We start from the raw sequence: 23,272 nt of genomic DNA on the forward strand, positions 1-23,272 counted from the left end.
TGATCATCCGTTCAGATCTGTTGACAGGAGAGGGCATGGCTCGCATTCCCGCCGCCGAACGCCGCGCCGAACTGGTGGCGGCGGCCGTGCGCGTGATCGCCGCCGATGGGGTCGACGGCGCCACCACCCGCCGCATCGCACAGGAGGCGAACGCCCCGCTGGCCACCCTGCACTACTGCTTCGCCACGAAGGAGGTGCTGTTCGCGGCGGTCTTCGAGCACGTCGCCGGACAATATCGAGAAGTGCTGACGCGCAACGATGTCCATGGCGACGTGGCGATCACCGCGCGCGCCCTGTTACGCGGCGTGATGGAGTGGTACCTGGCGAATCCGGACTTCGGCGCGGCGATCGTCGAGCTGATCAGCTGGGGCCAGCGCCAGGAAGGCCAGCAGGCCGAGATGGTGTACAACGAGGCATCCGCGACCCTGCGAGCGATCCTGGAGGCCGCCGCAACCGCTGCGGGCCAGCCGGTCGACCCGGGCACCATCGACGCACTGACGTACATCGTGTCCACATTGTCGGACGGATTCGCGCTCAACTGGCTGGTGTTCACCGACCCCACAGCGGCGGAACGACAGATCGACCTCATCCTCGGCGTGCTCGACACCTGGATGGCCGCCCACCTCGGCGATGCCCCCGCGCCTGCGGCCCCGGCCCCGGCCCCGAAGGCGGCCTCGCCCGAGGAAGCCATGCGCTCACTCGTGTCCTGGGTGAGCGTCGACTGAAACCGCGCTGACCTGAAAGTAATTGTCGGCCGCCACCCNGGCGGCCGACAGTCTTCCCTGAGTCAGATCCGCCGGTTGCCCTCGGCGACGATCCAGCTCAACGCCGGATCGTCACGTTCCATCCACTCGGGATGCCACTGGACACCGAGCACCGCGGCACCCGGCAGCTCGACCGCTTCCACGACGCCGTCGGCCGTGCGCCCCGTGACCACCAGACCGGTCCCGCAGCGGTCGACCGCCTGGTGGTGCCACGAGTTGGTCACCGCGCCGGCACCGAACAGACCTTCCGCGATCGAGCCGGGCTCGAACGTCACCTTGTGGTCGTCGGCACCGTCGGTGAGCGGGGACGAACTCGACAGATGCCCGACGGATCCGGGCGGCAGGTCCGCGATCAGCGTGCCACCCAGAGCGACGTTCAGGACCTGCAGGCCCCGGCACACCCCGAGCACCGGGATATGTCTGGCGAGTGCGGCACGCACGAGCGCGATCTCGTACTCGTCCCGCTCGGGGTCGTGGACCATCGGATTATCCCGTGGATCCACGTCACGGACCACCGACAGATCGCCGCCCCAGTAGGCGGGATGAACATCCTGACCTCCGGTAATGACCACGCCCGCCAGCCAATGGCAGAGTGCCTCCGGGTCGGCATCGTAGGGCAGGTTCACCGGAACCCCTCCGGCCCTGGCGATCCGGTCCGAGAAGTCGGACATGAAGGTGTCAGTGAGCAGGTGACCGTAGCGCTTGTCCAGCCCGTCGACCAGCCCCAGCCGGACCCGTCGGCCGGTGATGCCGATCATCGGCCGGATCGTGCCCGGCGTCGCGTTCCCCGCGCTCACGGGAACTCGAAGTATCGCGCCGACTCCCATTCGGAAAGCTCGGCGAACGGATCACCGCCTGCGGTGTGGAACTGCATCCACTCCCAGCGCCGGGTACCGACCCAGTAATCGACGAACTCGTCGCCGAGCTGCTCGCGCAGGATCAGGTCGGTCTCCAGCGCGGCGGCCGCCTTGGTGATGGTGTTCGGCAGCCGCTCGAGGTCGGGCACACACCACGCCAGGTCGCTGACCGGCTCGGGTGGCTCGATCTCGCCGTCGAGGCCGGCGATCACCCCGGCGAGAATCGCCGCGACCGCGAGGTACAGGTTCGCGTCGGCGCCGGGAACTCGGTATTCGAGGCGGGAGTACGCCGGGTGACCGCACACTGCGCGCACCGCGGTGCTCTTGTTGGCGATGCCCCAGGTGATCGTCGTCGGAGGGCCGCTCAAGTCGACCAGGCGGCGGTACGAGGTGATCTGCGGGAGCATGACCGATGCCGCCCCGCGCATGGTCGCGAGGAGTCCGCCGACCGCGTGCCGCATCGTGGGCGACGGCCCGTCCTCGGCGTAGAACGCGTTGACCCCGTCGCGCTGCAGAGACAGGTTGACGTGCGAGGCCTGGCCATAGCCCGCGGTCGGCTTGGCCATGAAGGTGACGGTGTGACCGCGCTCGAAGGCCACCTCGCGCATCACTTGCCGGGCACGAGCCCAGTTGTCGCAGACCGAGATCGGGTCACCGGGAACCAGGTTGAGTTCGACCTGACCCGCCGCGTCCTCGTCGCTCCACGCTTCCCACTCGATGCCGATCTCGTCGAGGCGACGGGCGACCGCCGACATGTAGTCGATCCAGTCCTTCGACTTCGCGAGGTGGTACGCGGTTCCGGCTGAACCGCCGAGAGGGGTCAGGTCGCGATATCCCTTTTCCCGGGCCTCGTGGATGGACTCCTGGAACAGAGTTGCCTCGATCTCGACCGCAACGGTTGCCGTGAAACCGCGCGTGGCGAGTCGGTCGACCAGCTTTCGGGCGAGGTTGCGCGGACAGGTCCCGATGGGGCTGCCGTCGGCCTGCCAGTAATCACCGATCACGGACTGCAGACCGGGCTCCCACTGCACCAGCGTCGACATGTCAGGCCGGAACTGCACGTCGGACACGTGCCCACGCCACTCGGGGAAGGCGAAGCCGAAGGTCGGGGCGTTGCCCAGGTCGAGCCCGAACAGGAGGTCGGCCATCGCGAAGCCCGAGCCCGCGCTCGTGGCGAACTTCTTGGGTGCCAGATTCTTGCCGAGGAAGCTGCCGTCGTGGTTGGTGGACTCGAGCCGGATCGTGTGCACCGGCGTCTCGAGCTCTGTTGCGGTGTAGGTGGTTTCAGACATCGTAACGAACCTTCCAGGATGCGGCGACCAGCACCGACAGCTGAGAGAACGTGCCGCGCACGCCGATCAGACCGGTGGACAGGGCGGCGATCAGGTCGTCGGCGCCCGAGAAGATGCCGGCCAGCAGCTCCGGGGGGCCGGCGATGACGTAGTGGGTCTCGCCCTCGCCGACGACGTGCTGATCCAGCCCCTCGGGGCCCTCCGTGATCGCCACGAGCATGTCGGGGATCCCCGGCACCGACCGGGCCGCGGCCCAGAACGAATCCGCGGCGACCTTCCAATCCGGCAGCGGCGGCGCCAGCAGTGCCAGCGCCGCGGCAGCGAGATCGTCGTCGCCGGCGACAACAGGCTCACCGACCAGGGCGAACCGGCCGTTCAGGTCGACGGTCAACGTGAGGTCGGGCTCGACGAACACACCGCTCGATACCGCAACGACACCGTCGGAGATGCTGATCGTCGCAGCCTGCGGGGTGTCGTGGGAGCGGACGGCCACAGTGCCTGCCACCGCCGCCACGACGGAGTCCGCACCGTTCGCGCGGACGGAATCGGCGATGGTCCGACCGATCAGCCGGACGATCGGACTCGCATCGTCCTCGATCCGAATGTCGACCCCACCGACCGCGTCAGCCCCGCGTGTCGCGTGGCCGATCGTCGTTTCGGTCATCCTTCTGTCCTTTCGATTCGACGAGATCGTGTGCGCGGTACGCCCGTCAGCAGTGGATCCCAAATGGAAACGTGACTCTGTCAAACGACTGGATCACGTGACTATGATGGTGAGGCACAGATCACTACTTGTCAACGACCTGCGAGGTTTCCCATTGAACGACGACGCTCCCACCTGGTGGAATCTGCTCGACGACCAGGCTCAGGCCGTGGCCCGGATGATCACCCGCGTGCTGCAGAAACCCATTCGTGAGCTGGGACCGGAGCAGGCCCGAGCGCTCGTGAACACTGCATCGGCCGCGGAGCCGATCACGTCGCTGGACCATGTCGAACAACTGACCGTGCCGACCCGTGCGGGTTCGATCCGGGCTCGCCTGTACCGCGCGGACGGTGCAGGCCCTGACGGCAACAGTCCTGCTCTCGTCTACCTGCATGGCGGAGGTTTCGTCCTGGGGACCCTGGACGGCGCCGACGAGCTGTGCCGCGCGATCGCCGCCGGATCCGGATGGACGGTCGTGTCACTGGACTACCGCTTGGCTCCCGAAAACCCCTACCCAGCAGCGCTGGAAGACTGCCTCGACGCCTACGCGTGGCTGACCCGAACAGCACCGGAGTTCGGTATCGATCCGGAACGCATCGCGATCGGGGGCGACTCCGCCGGCGGCAATCTCGCCGCCGCCCTCTGCCTGCACCGACGCGACGAGCACAGCACCCTCCCTGTGACGCAAGTACTCGCCTACCCCGCCGTCGACGAGACATTCACCGCGCCGTCGTGGTCGGAATTCGCCGACGCACCGATCCTGAGTGCCGCGGACGCCCGCTGGTTCTGGGAGCAATACGTCGGCGAGCACCACTCGGGCGGCGACCATCTCGCCGCACCGATGCGCGCCGAGTCGCTGCGCGGTCTGCCGCCTGCCCTGATCCTGACCGCAGAGGTCGACCCGATCCGGGACGACGCCGAGGCCTACGCGGCACGGCTGCGGCGCGACGGCGTCCCCGTCTCGCTGACCAGGTATGCCGGCGTCTTCCACGGCTTCGTCACCGAGATCGGCGCGTTCGCGCAGGCTAAGCAAGCGATCGACGAGGTGTGTCTGCACCTGCGCGAGGTCCGAGACGGGGGTTAGTACAGTTAGTCGTCGACGACTGGGGCCGCGGTCACCCGACCGACAGCCCGCACCACAACGCCAAGCGCCGCCGACGGCTTATATCCAAGTCTCGCAGCGCGCCGAACACCACGCATGGACCCAGTCGCGACCTCTGGGCCAGCCGATTCGGTTTGTCGCGAGCACGGGGGCCCGCCCCGCGACGGCCATCCACTAACGGCCCGCGCGGCGGTCACCGATCCGGTCGGCCAGCCACGCCGCCCGCAGCACCGGGTTGTGCAGGTACAGCGAACGGGGGAAGTGGTTCTCCGACTGCCACCACGGCATTATGTCCGGGTGGATTTCGTCGGTGGTGAGGCAATCGGCGAGGAGGCTACCGAGGTAGGGTGCCTGGCCGAGCCCGTGACCGTTGCAACCGATGGCGTAGTAGACGTTCTTCGACGCCTTACCGGCCACGGGCGCCCGCGAGGACGTCATGGCGATCCAGCCACCCCAGGTCTTGGTCACGGGCACATCACGCAGCGACGGGAATCGCGCACGGAAGGCATCGGTGAGGTCGGCCACCACTACGGGATCGGAGATGCGGTCGGCAATCGGGTTCTTCCCGATCTGCAGCCGACGCACCCCGACGGCGATCGTGTTGGTCGGGGTGACGTGATAGCTCTCCATCACGTTGTGCTTGGTCGCCAAGCCCGAACGGCTCGTCCAGCCGGTCGCCTCGATACGCTCGCGCTCGACCGGTGCGGTCTCGATCATGTTGACCCACACCGGCCGCGACAGCCGCTGCGGCGTGATCGCGAGTTCGGGCGCCCATGCATTGTTGGCCAGCACCACCCTCTTCGCGCGCACCCGGCCGAGCGGGGTAGTCACTGTCGCGCCGGAACCGATGTCGTCCACCGACTGTGCGGGCGATCGCTCGAATACCCGCACCCCCGATTCCAGCAGGGCCGCCCGGAGGCCGAGGGTGAACATGCCGGGGTTCATCGTGCCGCCGGCGGGGGTCAGCAGGCCGCCGAGGAAGGTGTCGGGCAGGCCGAGTTCGTGCTGGTCTCCGAATTGCAGTGTCGCACCGGCGTCGGACAGCGCTTGCGCGTCGCGCAGCGCCTTACGCATCTGTCCTTTGGTGACTGCCGCCCCGACATTGCCGACCGCTTCGTAGTCGCACTCGATACCGAGCTGTTTGATCAGGTCCTCCGCGAACTGCACCGACGACCCGGCGAACCGGACCAGGTCACGCAGCAGCTGCGGATTCGCCTTCGCCAGGATCTGGGGCTCACCGGTCGGTTTGGCCGAGATCTGTCCGGCGTTGCGCGAACTCGCCCCGTAGCCGCAAAAATCCGATTCGAGCAGGACGACATCGATGCCGTGCTCGGCCAGTCGCAGCGCGGTCGCCATGCCGCCGAGACCGCCACCGACTACGGTGACGTCACAGCTGATCGTGGCGTCTAGTGGTGCGGTGAGGTCGGTGGGCCGGTCGACCCAGCCGGTGAAGGTGATGTATCTGGTGTCGGCGTCTTCGGCCGGTAGCGAACTCCCGTTCATGATGCACTCCTTGTGTTTCGGATGGAACCTAGAGGCCGATGTCTGTGGCGATGATCGAGCGCATGACTTCGCTGGTGCCGCCGTAGATGCGGTTGACGCGGCTGTCGGCGTAGAGGTGGGCAATCGTGGCGTGTTCCGTCGGCCAACAGCTTCGCTGTGGTGCGCATGCCCCGCCAGGTCCGTGCCACTACCGGGCTCGGTCATCGTGATCGCGAACTTGATCTCCCTGACGCCATGCCTGGCAGCCACCGTCGCTTCTGCTCGTCGGTGGCGTGCTCGGTGATGTAGGACGGGCACAGCGGGATGTGCACCGGCGATCCACCGAACGTGACTCCGGCCCTTGCCATCTCCTCCCCTACTGTGCGATAGAAGTCCCTCGGCACGATGCCTGCGGCGAGCCACTCGTCGAAGACCGGCACGATCTCGGTGTCGATGTTGACGCGGGCGGTCTTTCGAAGGCTTCGTGGTCGTCGTCGTTCGCGCGGCGCACAGCGCCCGCTCCTTACTTGGTTGGTTCAGATACCGAGTTGCACGGGGGTGTGCTGGCCGCCCGGCAGCGCCCCGAGCGCGCCGACGGCGTGCACGATGCGTGCGGCGGTACCCGGGTAGGGATCGAGTGCCGGGGTGATGCTCAGGGTGCACTCGGAGCCGTCGCCGCCGATCGCGGTGACCGTCAACGAGCGCTCGTAGCCCTCGAAAGACCCCTTGGGCAGTCCCTTCCAGGCGATGCGGACGCGTTCGCGACCGTCGTGGACCACCGTCGCGGCCTCGTCGAAACCCACCCGGTCGCCCGGGCTGATCTGGATGCCCGCCACCTCGGTGGCGGCGTGGGCCGTGACGTATCCGCCGTACACCGTCGACTCGTACCCGGTGAGGCCGAGGATATCGGCGATCATCTCCGCGGATTCGTGCAGTACCCCGCCCACGGGACCGGGTTGACCGTCTGCGAGTGTGCCGAGGCCCATCTCGTCGGCGAGGACGCCTCGGCCCCACGCGGTGATGTCGGAGCGGGATTCGCCGATGATCGAGACCGGCGCGGGCAGCGCGCTGCTCAGCAGTGCAGGCAGCACGTCGAGCCAGAATCCGGGCAGCATGCCGGTGCCGACGATGCGCGCACCGGTTTCCTCGGCGCGCTTCTGCAACCGCGAGTACATCTCGGGATCGAGCTTGACCCGGGGATGGACGAAGCAGGCGTGTACGAGGTCGACACCGGCATCGGCGCACAGTTCCATCACCCGTTGCAGGACTTCGCCTTTCAGGCCGGCGTAGGCCAGGACGTCGAAGTCTCCGGAGCGGATCGCGCCCTCGAGGTCGGTGGTCGCCGTGATCCCGGTGGCCCGACCCCCGGTGAGTGTGCCGATGTCCTGGGCGGCCTGCTCGTCGAAAAAGACGATGGCGGTGGTCAGCGTGTGCGGGCTGGCCTCGATGGCGCCGACGAGCTGGGCGGCGGCGCGTCCGGTTCCGTAGAGTCCGACCCGGCGTGACTGCGTCGAATTCATAGCCGCCCCTCAGTCGTTGGCGTAGGCGACGACGCGGACTTCACACAGCAGCTCCGGGCGGGCGAGGTGTGTGACTCCGATGCCGGTCCAGCACGGGTACGGTTCCTTGATGTATTCGTCCTTGACCCGGCCGAAGATTTCACCGTCACGGGCCATATCGGTGTGATAGGTGAGCAGTTCGAGAATGTTGTCCATCGAGGACCCGGCCGATTCGAGGGCCTGCTTGACGCCGTCGAACGCGAACCGTGCCTGGGCCTCGATGCCGTCGGCGGGCGCCGAAGTGGCCGGGTCGATCCCGACCTGACCGGACACCCAGATCAGGTCACCGACGCGGGTGGCCGTCGAGAAGTGCAGGTCATTGTGGTAACGCTCGGCACGCGGTCCGGGATTGAAGTTCTGACGCTTCGACATCGGGAAGGGTCTCCTGTTCTGGGATGGATTAGACGAGCTGCTGGAAGACCTGTGAGCGGAACGCGTCGCCGGCGTTCAGCTTCGCCATCTCGTCGGTGAACAGCACGCCGTTGCGCGCGTAGCGCGGGTTCGACTTCGGCAGTTCGCGGAACGTCGCGTCGTCACCGAAGAATCGCAGCACCAGGGTGTGGCGATCAGGGCAATCGGCGTCGACGGCGGCGCCGCCGTGCAGCGAGCGGGGGTGCAGGAACACCACGTCGCCGGGGTTGACTTCGAACGAGACGAGGTCCCAGGAGTTCGGGTCCTTTTCCAGGTCCTTGTCGATCCACGGCAGCCGCGGCAGCGATCCGTCGCCGTACAGCGGTTCGGTGGGATCGTCGGCGTTGGCGAAGCTGGCACCGTCGTACTCGATGCCCTTCCAGCTGCCACGTACGATTTCCAGCGAATTCTTCTTGGGGACATGCTGGAACGAGATCCAGGCGTTGCCCCAGTCCGGGCCCGCCCACGGCAGGTTCGAGGTGTCCTGGTGAAATGGGCCGCGACCGCTCGCGCCGTTCTCCTTCACGAACACCTCTTCGGCGTAGTACCAGACGTGCTCGGAGTCCCACAGCTCGGCGAAGAATTCGCCGAACGGAAGCCTGGTCATCAGTTCGTCGAGCCGTTCCTTGGCGGCCGGGTTGGCGTTGTCGATGTGGGTTTGCAGGCTCGTGCCGTCGAGACGACGGAAGACGAACGGGCCCGGGTTGGCCACATTCCACTTGAAGACCTCGTACAGCTCCGCGAGCTGTTCCAGGTTGAGGAAGTTGCGGACAACGGTGGCGCCGTCTTCCCAGAAGGCCTTCTTGACGGATTCGTCGATCATGGGGGTCTCCTAATTCCCTAGTGGGTGACGCAGACCACGCTAACGGCTAGGCAATATTTGCACAACAGTCGTTTTGTAAATGGCTTGCGGGGTGAAGATCATCCCGGCCCGCGATCTACGCTGCCGAGCTGAACGGGTGATTGCCCGGGACCGAAGCGACGGCCCACAGCTGACATCGGCTCCGGCGCCAGCGATTTCGACCTGGCCCGAACCAGACAGCCACACATTTGCGGTGTTACAGCACCGAGCTGAGCAAGAAGCTGAGGTCGCCGATTCCTCGGTGAGTGAGTCGCACGGCCACCGCCGTGCCGTCAGCCGAGATTTCGGTGAGCTCGGCCCCACATCGTGGCGACCGAATCGGAATCCCTGGTGCGCAGATCACTGCAGCAAGCCAGGAGAGTTTGCACAACTATGTTGTCAGAAATTTCGACACACCGTGAGCTGGCGCTATTTCGCGAGTGAGCGCTGCCTTCTCCGCACCGGTCAGTGGGCGGCCGACCGCCTGGTCCTGATCCCAGGCGACGATCACGCTAACAGCTTCGACCACCACCGTGCCCGAATCGGTCGTCAGTTGCTCCTGCAGCCGGATGCTCGACGAGCCGACGTGCTCCACCGCGAACGAGCCGAAAAGCACCCGTTCGCCAAGTGAGGCGGGGGCCCGGAAGTCCAGCTCGAGCCGGGCGACGACATACCCCCAGCCCGGAACCAGGGAGCTGACGACGCTGTCGAGCCAGCGGCCGCGGCCATCGTCGAGGATTGCCACCAGGGCCATGTGCGAGACGTGCCGATAGGCATCGACGTCGTTCCAACGCAACGGAATTCCGATGACCTGCGATGTGCCCATTCACCTCACCTGCTCACTTCTCAGGGTCCGCCCGCTGACCAGCTCGTGACGAGCCGGCCTCCGCGGCCGGCAACTCGGAGTTTACATAACCACTGTTGCGTTAATCATGACGAGTCGATAATGTGGCGTGCGTCACCCCGAAGAACAAGGGCCGGAGCCCCGGCGAGGGAGACCGTTCCGCTCGCAGGCGTCCCCCACGTGTCGACGCCTCCATCCCCATCACACCGCGACGGTGTGATCGACATCAGTGAGCACACCTTGACACAGCAGCCCACCACTTCCGACCGTGTCAGCCCACCCCTGCACGGGCCCGAAATCGTCGCCCGGTTGGACCGGCTCCCGGTACTGAAACCACACATCCTGTGGATTGCCCTCATCGCGATCAATTTGATGATCGAGTACTACGACAACGGGCTTTTCATCTACATCGCACCGGCACTGCAATCCGACGCGAATCTCACCACCGGCCAGATCGGCACCATCGGCAGCGCCTTCTTCGTCGGCATGCTCGTCGGCGCGCTCATCGGCGGGCGACTGGCCGACCGGTTCGGACGCCGCACGGTGCTGGTGTGGGCGACTGTGGTCTACTCCCTCGCCTCACTGATGTCGGCGGCAATGCCCGAATACTCCTGGCTCCTGGTCTCCCGGATCATCACCGGCATAGGTGTGCAGGCGGCGACCTCGGTCTTGCTCGTGTACATCGCCGAGATGTTCCCGTCGAAATCGCGGGGACGCTTCGTCGCCATCGCCACGATCGCCTTCACCCTCACAGCCCCCATTCTCGGCGCACTGTCGCTGTACATGCTGCCCAACAGCGCGCCGGGAACCTGGCGCTACCTGTTTCTATTCGGCACAATCGGCTTGCTCATCGCCCCCGCCGTCCGCCTGTTGCTCCCAGAATCGGTGCGCTGGCAGGTCGGCCAAGGAGACCTCGACGCCGCCGACAAGCAGGTCGCCGACCTCGAAGGCAGGGCCCGGCACGCGGGTAAACCGCTGCCGGCGCCCATCGTACGCATCGAAACCGGCACCCAATACACCCTGCGCGAACTGGTGCGAAACAAGAAAATGCTCCGGCTGGTCGCCGTCGTCGGCTTCGGCTGGTTCGGCGCCACGCTCGGGCTCTACATGTATCAGAACTGGTCGGTCTATGTGCTGATCGATTCGCTGCAATACTCCGAGACCGACGCCTACACAATCCAGTTCGTCTGGTCGCTCGTGTATGCGCTCACTCCACTCGTCACCGTGGTGCTGATCGACCGGATGGAGCGTAAAACGCTCATTCTCTGGTCGTCGGCGGCTTCGGCTCTCCCGATCCTGGCGCTCGGCCTCGCTACCAGTAATGTCGTGGTCGCCATCGCGGGCGGCGCCGCGGGCATTCTCACCGGTGTCGTGTTCTCCGTCTATTACGCCTACATTCCCGAAACAATGCCCACCGAGGCCCGAGGTCTGGGCACCGGCGTCATTTTCAGTCTCGGCCGACTGGGTGGCGTTCTCTCAGGCGTGCTCGGCGCCGCCATCTACAGCGCAGACGAATGGGGTCTCGACCGGTCGGGCCTGATGATCAGCGCAGCCGCGGTGTACATCGTATCCGCGATCGTGGTGTTCGGGTTCGGCCCGAAGACGGCCAACAAGTCGTTGGAAGAAGTCTCGGCGCGCGAGTTGCGACCTGCCGACTGACCACAGTCGCGTACACGCAGGCCCCGGTCTGGAAACGCCCGAGCGGCCTGTGTCGCCAGGAACCGAAACCACGTTAAACGGCTGTTCGGCACCGTGCAGATGCCTGCGGGTCGATCCGGGGCGGCGGCGATGTGATGATGGGACCATGCTGACGCAGACGAACGACCCGGGTGGTGCCGAACACACGGCACGACCGATGCGAGGTCCCGGGCGCCCGGTAGGCGATCACGAGGAGAAGAGGGCGGAGCTGCTCAGAGCGGCAACCAGCGTCATCGCCGAGCAGGGGTTCGCGGGAGCGTCGCTTCGAAAAGTCGCCGAACGCGCTGGATATACGACGGGGGCGGTGACCTACTATTTCGCCAACAAAAGCGACCTCGTCCACGCGATCGCGGAAAGCCGCTTCGACCGTTACGACACACTGCTCGATGCCGCCGCACCGGAGGCAGATATTCGTGGACTGCTGCAGCAATGGCTGGAAATGTCGGTCGGGGAACCGGAATTCTCCCATGTGATGTCGCAACTGCTGGCTAATACGCAATTCGACGCGAAATTGCGGGAGACAATCGCTCGGCGATACGCGAGTTACCGTGCGCGCTTCGCCGACGTTGTCCGGGAAGGCCAGCGGCGCGGCACGATCCGCGATGACATATCCGCGGTGATTCTCGGCGATCAAATCGGGGCGATGGGTGACGGGTTGGCGATCATCGCTCCCCTCGAGCCCCACAACTTCGGCGCAGACAAGATCGAGCAGATACTCGATGGGGTGATCCGGCTCATCTCTCCGCCGTAGCGGCGATGAGCCGGATCGAATTCAGCCTCGGCGCAGTTCGTGCTTGAGGACCTTGCCGGTGGCGCCCGTCGGGAGATAATTTCAGTTATCGCACAGTCCCCGAACCAATCCCGGACGTCGGAAGGCTGTTCTTCGTCAGTCACCTTCGGTGCGGTCAAGGATCGCAAATAGGTCGGCGAGAAGCTTGTCGGCTTCCTCCTCGATGCCGTCGAGGATGTCGGCGACGTCGGTCAGGTGGGTGTGGGCACCACGGCGGGCGGCGATGCCGCGTTCGTAGTACCCCTGGTCGAGTTCGACATCGACCAAGTCCGGGGCCCGCGCGTTCTCGCGCGACCGCGTCGCGAATCGCCTGGTCAGCGGCCGCTTGTGTACCGGCGCCTCCCCGGCCAGGTGCGCGCGAACCAGGGCGGCGACGGAGTGCCCGGTCAACGGAGTCGGATCGAAGGGGGTGTGGCCCCACCTGTCGATGGGTGTGAGCAGCGGCCGTTCGTCGCGGCGTGCGCTGGCTGCGAACGCTGATAGGTCTGCACCTTTGTCGAGGCGGCCGGCGAGGAGCTGGGTGCTCGGATATCGGTCCAAAAAGCCGAGCACCTCCACCCAATTCTGATACGCGGCAGTAGGTTCGACGCCGGATTCGGCGGTAACACGAATCCAGTTTTCCCCCAGCTGTACAGCGAGCGAATCATGCTCGGCTGTGACGTCGGTGCGCCGTAGTCGGGCGATCTGCTCGAAGCCCAGGCCGGCGGCGGCCAGGGCGAGAATGAGGGTGTCGCGGCGACCGAACAACCCGGACGGCCACCCGGTTACCGGAATCCGCGCGATTCGCTCCGCGGCGATCGCTGCGAGCCGCCCGATGCGCTCTGCCCGTGCTGTGTTCAGGAACTGACGGATGGTCTCGGCGCGGCCCGGAGCCGACAGTCCTGCCTGGGTATGGACGGTGTTGATCGCAGTGATGCGCCGACGTTGGGTTCCGTCGGCGGCGGGGTGATCGGCGAGGAACTCCGCCAGCACCGACGGATGCGCGGGCAGGGCGCGGTGGTCGCAGGCCTGGCACCAGTCAGCGAACAGTGCCCAGTCGTGCCGGTAACGGCGCGGCACCGCCAGTCGTGGGCTGTTACCCACCGATTGCGTGATGGTGGCGGCGTCGACGTACATGCTCAGAGGCCGATGTCGGTGACGGCGTTGCCGACTAGGGGTGCGTGTTCGCGGGCGTAGAGCTCCACCATCCCAGGGGTGGTGTGTCCGGTCTGGCGCATGATCGCGTGTGCGTCGGCGCCGTTGCGGAAGGCCTGGGTGACGAATCCGGCCCGCAGCGAGTGCCCACCGAGCTGGGCGACGATGTTGTCGTCGTAGCCGGCCGCGGCGGCGCGGCGGCGGATCGCCGCGTGCACCGACGCCCCCGACAGCGCGGTGTCGGAGAGGTTGCCGTTCTTGGCGATCGCGCGGAACAACGGCGCCCGGGCGCGCATGCGGGGCAGCGCCGTCCGGCAGATGTGGTTCTCGAAGGGTGGGGCGGTGCGCAGCAACCGGATCACCCCGGGGCGGCCGGCGAGATCGTATGCGGCAACGACCTGCGCCCACAGCACATACGCGCACGGCGGGCAACTGTGATGGTGTGTGGTGGACGGCAGCGCCCGCACCGTCCCGGCACCTTCTTGGTCGGTCTTCGACCGCCGCAACCGCACGTGCACCCCATCGAGTCGGTGCACGGTCACGTCCCCGCAGTGCAGGGCGACTAGGTCGCTGCGCCGAAACGCTCCGGCGAACCCCATCAACAACAATGCACTGTCGCGACGCTCGTGCACCTCAGCGGCCCAGCCGGTAACAGTCTGCCGGGCGGATCGGACGATGGTGACGATGTCCGAGGTCAGCAACGGGGCCCGTGGGTTGCGGGGCCGGTCGCCGTTGGTGGCATAGGTGCGACGAATCCCGGACAGAGTGGAGGCCACCAGGGCCTCGGTGCACGGGTTTCGCAGGTTCGCGGTGCGGTGGTAGTGCCCGATCACCGAGACCCACCGGTTCAACGTCGACGGTGAGTACGCCTTCTCCCCCACCTCGGTGAGGGTGTCGGCGGCGGCGACCAGATACGCGGCCACCGTCGCCGGATGCGCCGGCAACGGATGGTGGCCGTGGGTGCGGCACCAACTGCGGAAGCGGCGCCAGTCCGAGGCGTACACACGGCGGGTGCCCGCCGACTGCGATGCCTCGAGCGCCCCGGCGATCTGCGCCACCGTCTGCTCCGACAGCTCCGGAACCGCACCCCACCCATGATCGGGACTCGACCCTGCTGGGGTGCTGGCGGTTACCTCGATCGTCACACCGGGAATCTACCCATGGTCACCGACACCAGCAGTGACGCGCCGGTCAGTGCCGAGAGCGAGACTGCTCGTCGGTCTGCATCGCCAACACGACAGCGAACGCGGTGATCAGCAAACCCAGCAGAAGCAGCACATTCATCGTGTACCCCTTGTGGTATCAGCGCGGACCCGTCTGGGTCATCGGTCGGCGGTCGTCGGCGTACATGGCCTCGATCCTCGCTTTGATCTCCGCGGTGCTCATGCCGCCGCTGCTGCGCCGCACCGGCGGCCGCGAGGTGATCGAAGACGCCGGAATCATCGAGGCTGTGGTCATGCGCGCCCTGCCTTTCATCGTGTCCGCGGACTCGGCACACCGGTGGTGTGCCATCCCGTCACAGTGATGTGATCCGCTTCACATTTTCTGTAGTGAAGGTTGTACATCACCGGGGCGATCGACGCCAACTCTTCCCTGCCGCAGCACAGTTGACGTCCTCGCGATTCCGAGTGGCGGCGGCGCCGGGGACCGGTCGCCGCCGTGGGACCGGGGCAACTCTGCGGCTACCGCGATGCGCTAGAAATAGGGCGTGGGTTCAGAGCAGGTGTTCGGCGGGGAGCCGCAGCGGGTGGGCAGCTTCCGCTTCTTCCTGGACGGGCAGCGGTGGGAATGGTCCGATGCCGTCGCCCGGATGCACGGCTACCGGCCCGGGGAGATCGTTCCGACCACCGAACTACTGCTCGCCCACAAGCACCCCGAGGACCACCCGCACGTGGCGCGGGTCCTGGACCGGATGATCAGCGCCGCCGAACCGTTCAGCAGCAAGCACCGCATCCTCGACACCGCCGGCGAAGTCCACCGGGTCGTGGTTGTCGGGGACCGTCTGTGCGACGACTCCGGCGCGGTGGTCGGGACGACCGGGTTCTACATCGACCTCACCGAGACCTACCGTGACGAGGTGAACGAGTCGGTCGACGAGGCGGTCGCCGAACTGCAAGAGTCGCGGGCGGTGATCGAGCAGGCCAAGGGTGCGCTGATGCTGGTCTACGGAATTTCCGCCGACCGGGCGTTCGACGTCCTCGTCTGGCGCTCGCAAGAGACCAACACTCGGTTACGCATCCTCGCGGAACTGATCATCGCCGGGTTCGGTCAGTGCGAGACGGGGACGGGTCTGCGCACTCAGTTCGATCATCTGCTGCTCACCGCGCACGAAGGCGCCCGGCGCCCGGTGTAGACCGCAGTCCCGCGGACGGCGTCGTTAAACCGCAGAACGGGAACGAGACTGGGACATCCGCTTCGACACACCGGAGATCACGCACCGTGGTGTGTCAGCCGCCAGCCACGGCGCGCGGCAACGAAGCCGGAAATCGCGCCGAGGACCGCGCTGACTATCAGGCCGGCCGCGAGAAACGGGATGGGATTCACCGATCCCATCCGCCCGGTGGTTTCGTCGGAGCCGAGCGGTTCGTAGCTGGCGGTGTAGACGTGCACCGGGTACGACAGCCACCAGGCGAACAGGCTGGTACACACCAGGCCCGCGCCGAGACCGAGGGCCGTTCCGATCAGTATCAGTGTTCGCACAAGATCAACTTCGCGATCGCCGGCTGTGCTGTTACCGAACGCCGCCCGCGCCGGCACATCACGGATATTCCGCCCCCACCTGCACGAAATCCATGGTCGCGGCGCGGCGCCGGGACTCTGCAGAGCAAAAAGCATGCTGACCTCGTGGTTCGAGCGAGACGCTGCGTAAATGTTTTTTTACAGCAGTGATCCCGCATGAACCATGAGTGATAGCGGTTGCGAAGTCGTATAGACACACGGTTGCATTACTGTAGGTTCCGCGAAGCGGCGTCACTTTCCAAATTTCATGTCACTCGCGTGTCACTTTCCAGGTTTCGTGTCACTCGGGACGACATTGGATGCGTGTCCAGGACCAGCGAGGTCAGGTACGCGAGGCAACGGCGGTCCTGTCGCGATATATGGATCCGCATCAAGTTGTTAGTAGTTTGCCGGTTCGACGAGTCCGGAGCTCATCATCACCGTCGGCATCACGCGGGGACCTGATCACCCCCAATTGAGGCCAGTGTGAGAACTTTTCGCGGTGATTGATAAAGCGATCGTGCGGGCGCAGGTCTACGCCCGTGTGAGGCGGAGCGAGAGGTATTGGCTGAAGCCGGCGCGACGAGCAAAGCGGATGGGACGTCGCCGGTACTCGGTGAAGCCGAATTTGCGGTAGAGACCGAGCGCGGGCGCGTTGGTGTCCTTGATGTCGCACAGGATGAACTCGTCGTAGTTGGGAAGATCGACGATGTACTGCATTAGTGCGATTCCCAATCCCCGCCTCTGGTGGGTGGGGGCGGTCGTGACGAAGCCGATCTCGGCCACACCGTCCCGTACCTGCTCGGGCGCGCCGAGGAACTGTGAGCGCACCACCAGGTAGCTGATGGTCCCGTGCAGGAGCCCGAGATGGCGACGGAACTCCGGCAACCGCGGTGCGAAGCACTCCTGATCACGGGAGGTGACCGACGCTATGGCCGCGGGCTGGCCTTCAGCTAGGGCCACGACGAAACGATCCATGAGAAGCATGTGCTCGAACGCGGCGGCCAGCTGCTCCGGGTCGGCAGAGAAGAAGGCGAAGTCCTTGGCGAAGCCACGGACCAGCACCTCGGTGATCTGCCTGCGGTAACCCTCGCCCAGCTCGTCACCACGCTTGATCACGATCATGTCGTCCGTCCTCTCGTGAGCAGTCTGAGCACGACATCGACATCCGGGGCCGTGAATTCGGCGCCGACACCGACCCGGAGCGAGGTAAGGCCGCCGAGCAACGCGAAGTAGCAGGTCGTGAGCTGGGCCGGCTCACCGTCACCGAAGTCACCGCCCGTTTGGCCTCGACGAATCAGATCCTCGAAGGCACACCACATCGAGCGGTGGGCGTCGAGGATTCGGGTGGTTTCTCCGGCCGGAACACCGGCAGTCACAGCCTGGTTGATGACGACCATGAACTCTGCGGCACCATCGTCGGCGGTGAGATCGGACAGGTAGTGAGCGGTGAATCCGCGGATGATCTCGGCCGGGCGCCCCGAGCCGGACAGTTCCTCGGTCAGGGCGGTCAGGCCGGTCAGTGCCTGGTCGAGCAGGTCGCCGTAGACCGCGTCTTTGGTCGGATAGTGACGGTAGATCGTGCCGATGCTGACGCCGGCTTCGAGCGCGATGTCGCGGATGGCCGTTGCGGCGTACCCGTGACGGGCGAAGACGCGCACGGCCGCGGTCTGCACCGCGCTCCGTGTTGCCGCGGTCAGGGCGGCGTTCTGCTCGGCGGTGCGTGCCACGCTTCCCCCATCAATGTAGTGAACAATTGTTCATTCTATCAGGGAATGCTGAATAGCGAACAGTGCGTTGATTGGTCGAGACCCTCATGTCAGGGGACGGCGCCCGGGCTGAGGATTCTGACAGATTCGTGCGACTCACGCACTAACACGGCGTCGAGAACCCGCAGGTCGAGGACACCGAGAAGTGGCACGCGAGCCGAGAACCTACAATTACGTTGCCGCTCCGGCGGCCATAGTTGCCCGGGGCTGAGCCGGAACTTTTAATGCCGGCGAAGACGCCGATCGAGCTGGTCACACCACTAGCCGCATCGGTTTGTCCGGCTGTGTAAGTTTGGCCTAGGGCCGACATCTAAAACTCGCAAGAAGAAGTCCGGCCCACGTCGCGGCCCGACGCCACCGCGGCAGATAGTCTCGATGACGCGGGATACGCCACCGGTCAGGACTCTCCCGGATCGCATACCTTCACTGGCCGATCTGGACCCGAACTATCCGGTGTGTATCACCGTCCACGGGGAGCCGCGTCTGTTTTCGTTCCCGGTTTACTACCTGGCTGGGCAGTGCGTCGGACGAACAGCTCAAGGACGCAGGTGCCGTAACGCGGTGTGGGATAAGGGGCAAGTCGCGCCATACGTGCCTACAACTGTCTCCGGCAGAAATGTGGCCTATTACGGTCCGCTGCCTGAGGATGTCGGCGAGCAGTATCTGGCACAACGGTGTCGCGTGCACTATCGGCTGGATGCGGCGGCCTTCTGCGATCCCGAGTGGGAACCGTTCGATGTCGAGCGTCACGTTGCTCACTACGCGACACCCGCCGACTACTTCTGAGTGAGTTTACCTAGCCGAGCCGGTGCCCATCGTTTGGCTTCGTCTAGGAGGTGTGCGGCGAGGCCTTCGCGGCCAGGCCAGGGGGACGTGGAGGTGGTGAGGTGGCGGGTGTTCGTCCGGCGGATGAAGTCGCGGTGGCGTCGGGGGCGCCGGCGGCCAGCCATCGGTCGATGTCGGTTTGGGGGGCGTCCCAGTTCTGCTATTCGAACCCCCGCCGGCCTTAACCAACGCGGTGCGGCTGAGCTCATCGGGGTGTCAGCATCCGTGCTGCAAGTGGCAGTGAAAGGTCGGCGAGAGCCGTCGAACGACTGGCTACACGCGATGGGCAGGGCGTACGGCATCAGTGTCGAGGGCGTCGCGAGCGCCTGGGATCGCACTTGGTCGGCGCGCGTGACAGGCACCATGAGATCGGGGAGACGTGCGAAAACGACTACATTGCGGCTTATTGCGGCCGACACCGGCCTGACGAGCTGGTGGCGCCGATTCAAGAACAGGCCGCTACACACCAATCCGCGGGACCCCGTAGATCAGGAGGGTGACGGATCATCACCGGTCTGGGCAGTGAGTGGCGATCCGTTGGTCGTCGCGACAGTCACAGTAAATTACGGAACCGACAGAAACCGATCAGGATTCCGCCGGAACGAAAAATTCACCGCACACTGAACCGATTTTCCCACGCTGACGGCGGTGCGCAGGAGTCGGCGTCCTAGGTCGTTCGGATCAGCGTGGGCGAACGGGACCACAGTCGTGAGCCTCTGTCTGGTGAACTACCGAAGCGAGAGCACGCGGCCGATCGGTAGGCACACGCGCTTGACCTGGGCGTCGGCGATTTGTGTCGCCTCCTGGGAGTGCCTGCGTCGTTGGCGTGGAGGGGATCGAGCCGCCGGGCCCGGGGCATGCGATTGCCAGATTCTCTTTCTGGATAGTTCATTGTCCGGACTGCAACAACGATCAATGTTGTCTCATCGGTTGTTCACCGCGGTGAACAAGACATACCTAGAACCGATTTTAAGGACGCGCAGATGATCCCCACCTGGCGCGTCGCCGACGCGCCAGGTGGGGATTAGTTATCGTCGAAGTGCTGTAGAACCAAAAGGGGGTACGGCGACCATGACATCTTCGACAGCGACCGATATGTCGACGCTGCTGATGATCGACTCGCAGCATGCACGGGACCGGGACGACGCCTTCTCCGTCGTCCCGCGGGCCGACGGCCGTGGCTTGACGGTCGAGGTTCATATCGCGGGAGTGGCCGATGTCGTCGGGCTTGGGTCGGTCGCTGATGAGCAGGCGTTCCTGCGGGCGGAGACCCGGTACCTGCGCAGCCGCACCATTCCGATGCTCGGCGAGACGGCCGAACAGGCCGCCACCCTGACCGCCGAGGCCGTGCGGACCAGCCTGCGGGTTACCGGCACTATCACCACCGACGGGCAGTTGGTCGACGTCACCGTCGGGCGTGGACAGGTCGCGTCGGGTCGGTGTGTGGCGGTCGATCACGCCGAGGTGCCCGGCATCCTGACCGACTCGGCACATCCGCTGCACCCCCAACTGGCCGCGGCGGATGCGGCCGCGCACGTCTTGCTCGGCGCCCGCCGCGACGGCGGGGCGCTGGCGTTCTACGACCTCACCCGCGGCTGGGCGACCAACGAGGACGGCGCCATCGTGGCGATCGCCGCCGAACTGCGGACCGTCGCCTACGTCATAGTCCAGGAACTGATGATCGCCACCAACGAGGCCGTCGCCCTCTGGTGTGTGGAGCAGGGGTTACCGATCCTCTTCCGCAACCACCGACCCAACCCCGTCGCCGGCAGCACCGACGAACTGATGACCGAGATCGCCGCCGCGGCCGGCGACCCCGACCTGTTCGCGAAACTCCGCGGACGGCTGCTGTCCACGCTGCGGGCCGCAACCTACGACCCGACGGTCCACGGCCACTACGGATTACGGCTCAGCGCCTACAGCCACGTCACCTCCCCGCTGCGCCGGGTGGCCGACCTGATCAACCAGCGGATCATCGTCGCCCACCTCGACCACTCCCCCACCCCCTACACCCCGGACCAGCTCGCCGCCCTCGGCGCCGACCTGAACCGGCGCACCCGCGCCGCCCGGGAGGCGAAGAAGAATCACTTCAAGCACGCCGACCAACGCATCGTCGCCGAGCAGGCCACTGCCGATCTCACTGCACTCGACAGTCGTCGATTCCACAAGGTCCTCAAAGCTGAAGCCCTTGGACCGCTTCGGGCCGAACTCGCCGCCGAGCTCGCCCGCCGCGTCGACGCCGACCTGCTGACCGCCCCGGACGTCGCGGTCCTGATCGACGTCGCCAACCCCAGCTGGCTTCCCCTTCAACTCCGCGTCCTGGACACCCTCGCTGATACCCATCCGGAGATGGGTCCGAGCGTGGTGTCGGTGTGGCGGCAAGCCCACCCCGACCAACCGCCCACCGACGTGGAGATCCGGCGCAACGGTGCCGACCACAACCCACTGTTCGCCGCCCGCGCTACCCACCTGAACATTCGCGGGCGGTGGGTCACGGCGGCCGCGAAGAAACCGGCCGAACAGGCAGCCCTCTGGGCGGCGGTACGTGCGTAGCTGACCGGCACCGACCACCCCGATGCGGACCCGGAATGGCCCACCACCCAGGCATCTCCGCAACCCACGACTTCCCCACCGGCGCCGATGGTTTCCGGCCTCGCCGCCTCCGGTGCCCCGCACCGGACGACCGTGCCGTCCGCGCTGAACCTGGACGGGGCAAAGAAGTCCAAGGCACTGTCCAACCCGACCGCTTGGCTGATGAGTCTCGCCCAGAACAACAACCAGCCCCCACCTGAGTGGAACTTCTGCACGGAGGGGCCCGCGCACGCACCTCGGTTCACCGCCACCGTGCGCCTCGCCGGCCACACCGCAACCGCCACCACGCCCACGAAAACCGCGGCGAAGACCGCATCGGCCACCGCGCTCATCGAGACACTTTTTAGACAGCGCTGAAGACGACAGGTGTCTGCCGAAGGGGTTCCTGCTATCCGACCCCACCTAGCTTCCGGCATTGCGAGGAGTGCTAGACAAGATAGAAGCGCCTCCGGGGTAGCAGGGACTGTCGGGATAACGGTTGAACTGGATCTGGCCGACACGCCGAGTTCTCTTGGCGAGAAGGCAAGACGATGACCGAAACACTTGATCACATGGATCAGTCGAAGATTGACCACCAGAAGCTGGCCCAACAACTGTTGGCCCAGGCCAAAGCCGAGGGCGTCGAGCTGGTCGGACCGAACGGACTACTCAACCAGCTCACCGCGAACGTCCTCGAAACCGCACTCGAAGCCGAAATGGACGAGCACCTCGGCTACGAGAAACACCACGTCACGGGACGAAACAGAGAAAACTCCCGGAACGGGAGGCGGACGAAGACCGTGCTCACCGAAATCGGACCGGTACAGATCCAGGTGCCACGAGACACCGATGCCTCGTTCGATCCGCAGATCGTCAAGAAACGGCAGCGACGCCTGACCGGGGTCGACGAAATCATTTTGTCCCTCTCGGCGAAAGGCCTGACCACAGGCGAAATCGCAGCACACTTCGACGACGTCTACGGCGCATCGGTCTCGAAGGAGACCATCAGCAAGATCACCGACAAGGTCCTCACGGAGATGGCCGAATGGTCCGTCCGTCCCCTCGACCCGGTGTATCCGGTGCTGTTCATCGATGCCATCCACGTCAAGATCCGCGACGGTCAGGTCGCCAACCGGCCCGTCTATGTCGCCATCGGCGTCACCACCGCCGGGGAATGCGAGATCCTCGGGCTGTGGGCAGGTGACGGCGGGGAGGGGGCCAAGTTCTGGCTCGCCGTCCTGACGGAAATCCGCAACCGCGGGGTCGCAGACGTGTGCATCGCCGTCTGCGACGGACTCAAGGGACTGCCCGACGCGATCACTACCGTGTGGCCACTCACGGTGGTGCAGACCTGCCTGATTCACCTCTTGCGTAACACCTTTCGTTACGCATCGCGTCAGTACTGGGACGAAATGTCACGGGACCTGCGGCCGATATACACCGCTGTCAACGAGGCCGCGGCCAAGGAGCAGTTCACCGAGTTCGCCGACAAATGGGGGCCGAGGTATCCGGCGATTGTCCGGCTGTGGGAAAGCGCCTGGAGCGAGTTCGTGCCCTTCCTCGACTACGACCCCGAGATCCGCCGGGTCATTTGCTCAACGAACGCGATCGAGTCCCTCAACGCGCGCTACCGGCGGGCGGTGCGGGCGAGGGGCCACTTCCCCAGCGAGCAGGCCGCGCTCAAGTGCCTCTACCTCGCCACCCGGTCGCTGGACCCGACGGGTAAGGGAAGAGCACGATGGGTGACGAGGTGGAAGCCGGCCCTCAACGCGTTTGCTATCACATTCGAAGGCCGAATCACCCCAACCGTGATCTAGATTCATGCGCCAGAACTGGATCCACCGATGTTCTGACAGTCCCGGGTAGCACCGGTTCCACGATGCTGACTTGCGGAAACGACTTGTCCGCCCGT

Annotated in this window: 22 protein-coding genes and 3 pseudogenes; 10 read left to right on the forward strand and 15 right to left on the reverse strand. The window is 65.7% G+C overall.

Annotated features, from left to right (window positions below; all coding sequences use genetic code 11):
* Window positions 1-35: 35 nt before the first annotated feature.
* Complete coding sequence (locus ACNJ7E_RS13440; RefSeq protein WP_418340112.1) at window positions 36-725, forward strand: TetR/AcrR family transcriptional regulator; 690 nt, start codon at window positions 36-38, stop codon at window positions 723-725.
* 62 nt (window positions 726-787) lie between these two features.
* Here the strand turns inward: ACNJ7E_RS13440 and ACNJ7E_RS13445 are convergent, their stop codons facing one another.
* From ACNJ7E_RS13445 to ACNJ7E_RS13455, 3 genes are read right to left on the reverse strand one after another with little or no spacing between them, the layout of a single operon-like run.
* Entirely contained in the window at window positions 788-1,561 is a 774-nt protein-coding gene (locus ACNJ7E_RS13445; RefSeq protein ID WP_370185654.1) for a gamma-glutamyl-gamma-aminobutyrate hydrolase family protein, read from the reverse strand.
* The gene (locus tag ACNJ7E_RS13450) at window positions 1,558-2,913 is read right to left on the reverse strand and encodes a glutamine synthetase family protein (protein ID WP_418340094.1); all 1,356 of its coding nucleotides are present in this window, start codon (window positions 2,911-2,913) and stop codon (window positions 1,558-1,560) included. Before ACNJ7E_RS13450 ends, ACNJ7E_RS13445 begins: the two co-directional genes overlap by 4 nt.
* Window positions 2,906-3,577 carry a hypothetical protein gene (locus ACNJ7E_RS13455; RefSeq protein ID WP_370185659.1) on the reverse strand — a complete coding sequence of 224 codons (672 nt, stop codon included), beginning with the start codon at window positions 3,575-3,577 and terminating at the stop codon, window positions 2,906-2,908. Before ACNJ7E_RS13455 ends, ACNJ7E_RS13450 begins: the two co-directional genes overlap by 8 nt.
* 154 nt (window positions 3,578-3,731) lie before the next feature.
* Here ACNJ7E_RS13455 and ACNJ7E_RS13460 point away from each other — a divergent pair, with 154 nt between their 5' ends.
* Window positions 3,732-4,700 carry an alpha/beta hydrolase gene (locus ACNJ7E_RS13460; protein ID WP_418340095.1) on the forward strand — a complete coding sequence of 323 codons (969 nt, stop codon included), beginning with the start codon at window positions 3,732-3,734 and terminating at the stop codon, window positions 4,698-4,700.
* Between the two features lie 192 nt (window positions 4,701-4,892).
* Here ACNJ7E_RS13460 and ACNJ7E_RS13465 read toward each other — a convergent pair whose 3' ends face one another.
* The 7 genes and pseudogenes from ACNJ7E_RS13465 to ACNJ7E_RS13495 form a co-directional block, all read right to left on the reverse strand.
* A complete protein-coding gene (locus ACNJ7E_RS13465; protein ID WP_418340096.1) occupies window positions 4,893-6,221 on the reverse strand; it encodes an NAD(P)/FAD-dependent oxidoreductase in 1,329 nt (442 codons plus the stop codon).
* Window positions 6,222-6,249: 28 nt separating this feature from the next.
* Window positions 6,250-6,348, reverse strand: a pseudogene (locus ACNJ7E_RS13470) (acyl-CoA dehydrogenase family protein); the annotation flags it as partial.
* A pseudogene (locus ACNJ7E_RS43990) lies at window positions 6,347-6,711 on the reverse strand (acyl-CoA dehydrogenase family protein); the annotation flags it as partial. The pseudogenes ACNJ7E_RS43990 and ACNJ7E_RS13470, both read right to left, overlap by 2 nt.
* Window positions 6,712-6,736: 25 nt before the next feature.
* Entirely contained in the window at window positions 6,737-7,720 is a 984-nt protein-coding gene (locus ACNJ7E_RS13480; RefSeq protein ID WP_418340097.1) for a hypothetical protein, read from the reverse strand.
* A gap of 9 nt (window positions 7,721-7,729) precedes the next feature.
* Window positions 7,730-8,131 (reverse strand): RidA family protein, encoded by a 402-nt coding sequence (locus ACNJ7E_RS13485; protein WP_370185672.1) that lies wholly within the window; start codon window positions 8,129-8,131, stop codon window positions 7,730-7,732.
* 28 nt (window positions 8,132-8,159) lie between these two features.
* The gene (locus ACNJ7E_RS13490; protein ID WP_418340098.1) at window positions 8,160-8,993 is read right to left on the reverse strand and encodes a phytanoyl-CoA dioxygenase family protein; all 834 of its coding nucleotides are present in this window, start codon (window positions 8,991-8,993) and stop codon (window positions 8,160-8,162) included.
* Between the two features lie 409 nt (window positions 8,994-9,402).
* Window positions 9,403-9,837 (reverse strand): acyl-CoA thioesterase, encoded by a 435-nt coding sequence (locus ACNJ7E_RS13495; protein ID WP_370185677.1) that lies wholly within the window; start codon window positions 9,835-9,837, stop codon window positions 9,403-9,405.
* Window positions 9,838-9,882: 45 nt separating this feature from the next.
* On the opposite strand from ACNJ7E_RS13495, the gene ACNJ7E_RS13500 reads away from it, so the two are divergent.
* Together ACNJ7E_RS13500 and ACNJ7E_RS13505 are read left to right on the forward strand one after the other, a co-directional pair.
* Complete coding sequence (locus tag ACNJ7E_RS13500) at window positions 9,883-11,514, forward strand: MFS transporter (RefSeq protein ID WP_418340099.1); 1,632 nt, start codon at window positions 9,883-9,885, stop codon at window positions 11,512-11,514.
* A 145-nt stretch (window positions 11,515-11,659) separates the two neighbouring features.
* Complete coding sequence (locus ACNJ7E_RS13505) at window positions 11,660-12,304, forward strand: TetR/AcrR family transcriptional regulator (protein WP_370185679.1); 645 nt, start codon at window positions 11,660-11,662, stop codon at window positions 12,302-12,304.
* Between the two features lie 135 nt (window positions 12,305-12,439).
* On the opposite strand, the gene ACNJ7E_RS13510 is transcribed toward ACNJ7E_RS13505, so the two are convergent.
* Together ACNJ7E_RS13510 and ACNJ7E_RS13515 are read right to left on the reverse strand one after the other, a co-directional pair.
* A complete protein-coding gene (locus tag ACNJ7E_RS13510) occupies window positions 12,440-13,459 on the reverse strand; it encodes a hypothetical protein (RefSeq protein WP_370185682.1) in 1,020 nt (339 codons plus the stop codon).
* A 2-nt stretch (window positions 13,460-13,461) separates the two neighbouring features.
* Entirely contained in the window at window positions 13,462-14,616 is a 1,155-nt protein-coding gene (locus ACNJ7E_RS13515; RefSeq protein ID WP_370185909.1) for a site-specific integrase, read from the reverse strand.
* Between the two features lie 146 nt (window positions 14,617-14,762).
* Here ACNJ7E_RS13515 and ACNJ7E_RS13520 point away from each other — a divergent pair, with 146 nt between their 5' ends.
* Window positions 14,763-15,002: a hypothetical protein gene (locus ACNJ7E_RS13520; protein ID WP_418340115.1), complete on the forward strand. Its 240-nt coding sequence runs from the start codon at window positions 14,763-14,765 to the stop codon at window positions 15,000-15,002.
* A 183-nt stretch (window positions 15,003-15,185) separates the two neighbouring features.
* Entirely contained in the window at window positions 15,186-15,830 is a 645-nt protein-coding gene (locus ACNJ7E_RS13525) for a PAS and ANTAR domain-containing protein (protein WP_418340100.1), read from the forward strand.
* Window positions 15,831-15,907: 77 nt separating this feature from the next.
* Here the strand turns inward: ACNJ7E_RS13525 and ACNJ7E_RS13530 are convergent, their stop codons facing one another.
* From ACNJ7E_RS13530 to ACNJ7E_RS13540, 3 genes are all read right to left on the reverse strand, one after another.
* The gene (locus tag ACNJ7E_RS13530; protein ID WP_370185688.1) at window positions 15,908-16,177 is read right to left on the reverse strand and encodes a hypothetical protein; all 270 of its coding nucleotides are present in this window, start codon (window positions 16,175-16,177) and stop codon (window positions 15,908-15,910) included.
* Between the two features lie 552 nt (window positions 16,178-16,729).
* Window positions 16,730-17,320, reverse strand: a complete 591-nt coding sequence (locus ACNJ7E_RS13535; protein WP_418340101.1) for a GNAT family N-acetyltransferase — start codon at window positions 17,318-17,320, stop codon at window positions 16,730-16,732.
* Entirely contained in the window at window positions 17,317-17,925 is a 609-nt protein-coding gene (locus tag ACNJ7E_RS13540; protein ID WP_418340102.1) for a TetR/AcrR family transcriptional regulator, read from the reverse strand. The genes ACNJ7E_RS13535 and ACNJ7E_RS13540 overlap by 4 nt, the downstream gene beginning before the upstream one ends.
* 657 nt (window positions 17,926-18,582) lie before the next feature.
* Between ACNJ7E_RS13540 and ACNJ7E_RS13545 the strand changes: the two genes are divergently transcribed.
* The 4 genes and pseudogenes from ACNJ7E_RS13545 (at window position 18,583) to ACNJ7E_RS13560 (ending at window position 23,177) form a co-directional block, all read left to right on the forward strand.
* On the forward strand, window positions 18,583-18,750 hold the full coding sequence (locus tag ACNJ7E_RS13545) for a hypothetical protein (RefSeq protein WP_418340103.1): 168 nt from the start codon (window positions 18,583-18,585) through the stop codon (window positions 18,748-18,750).
* A 123-nt stretch (window positions 18,751-18,873) separates the two neighbouring features.
* The gene (locus tag ACNJ7E_RS13550; protein WP_418340114.1) at window positions 18,874-19,413 is read left to right on the forward strand and encodes a helix-turn-helix domain-containing protein; all 540 of its coding nucleotides are present in this window, start codon (window positions 18,874-18,876) and stop codon (window positions 19,411-19,413) included.
* Window positions 19,414-19,860: 447 nt separating this feature from the next.
* Window positions 19,861-21,738 (forward strand): annotated as a pseudogene (locus tag ACNJ7E_RS13555) (RNB domain-containing ribonuclease).
* Window positions 21,739-21,911: 173 nt separating this feature from the next.
* On the forward strand, window positions 21,912-23,177 hold the full coding sequence (locus tag ACNJ7E_RS13560; protein WP_418340104.1) for an IS256 family transposase: 1,266 nt from the start codon (window positions 21,912-21,914) through the stop codon (window positions 23,175-23,177).
* The last annotated feature ends 95 nt before the right edge of the window (window positions 23,178-23,272 follow it).

The sequence above is a fragment of the Rhodococcus mengyinensis genome, assembly GCF_048381435.1.
Lineage (GTDB): Bacteria > Actinomycetota > Actinomycetes > Mycobacteriales > Mycobacteriaceae > Rhodococcus_F > Rhodococcus_F opacus_D.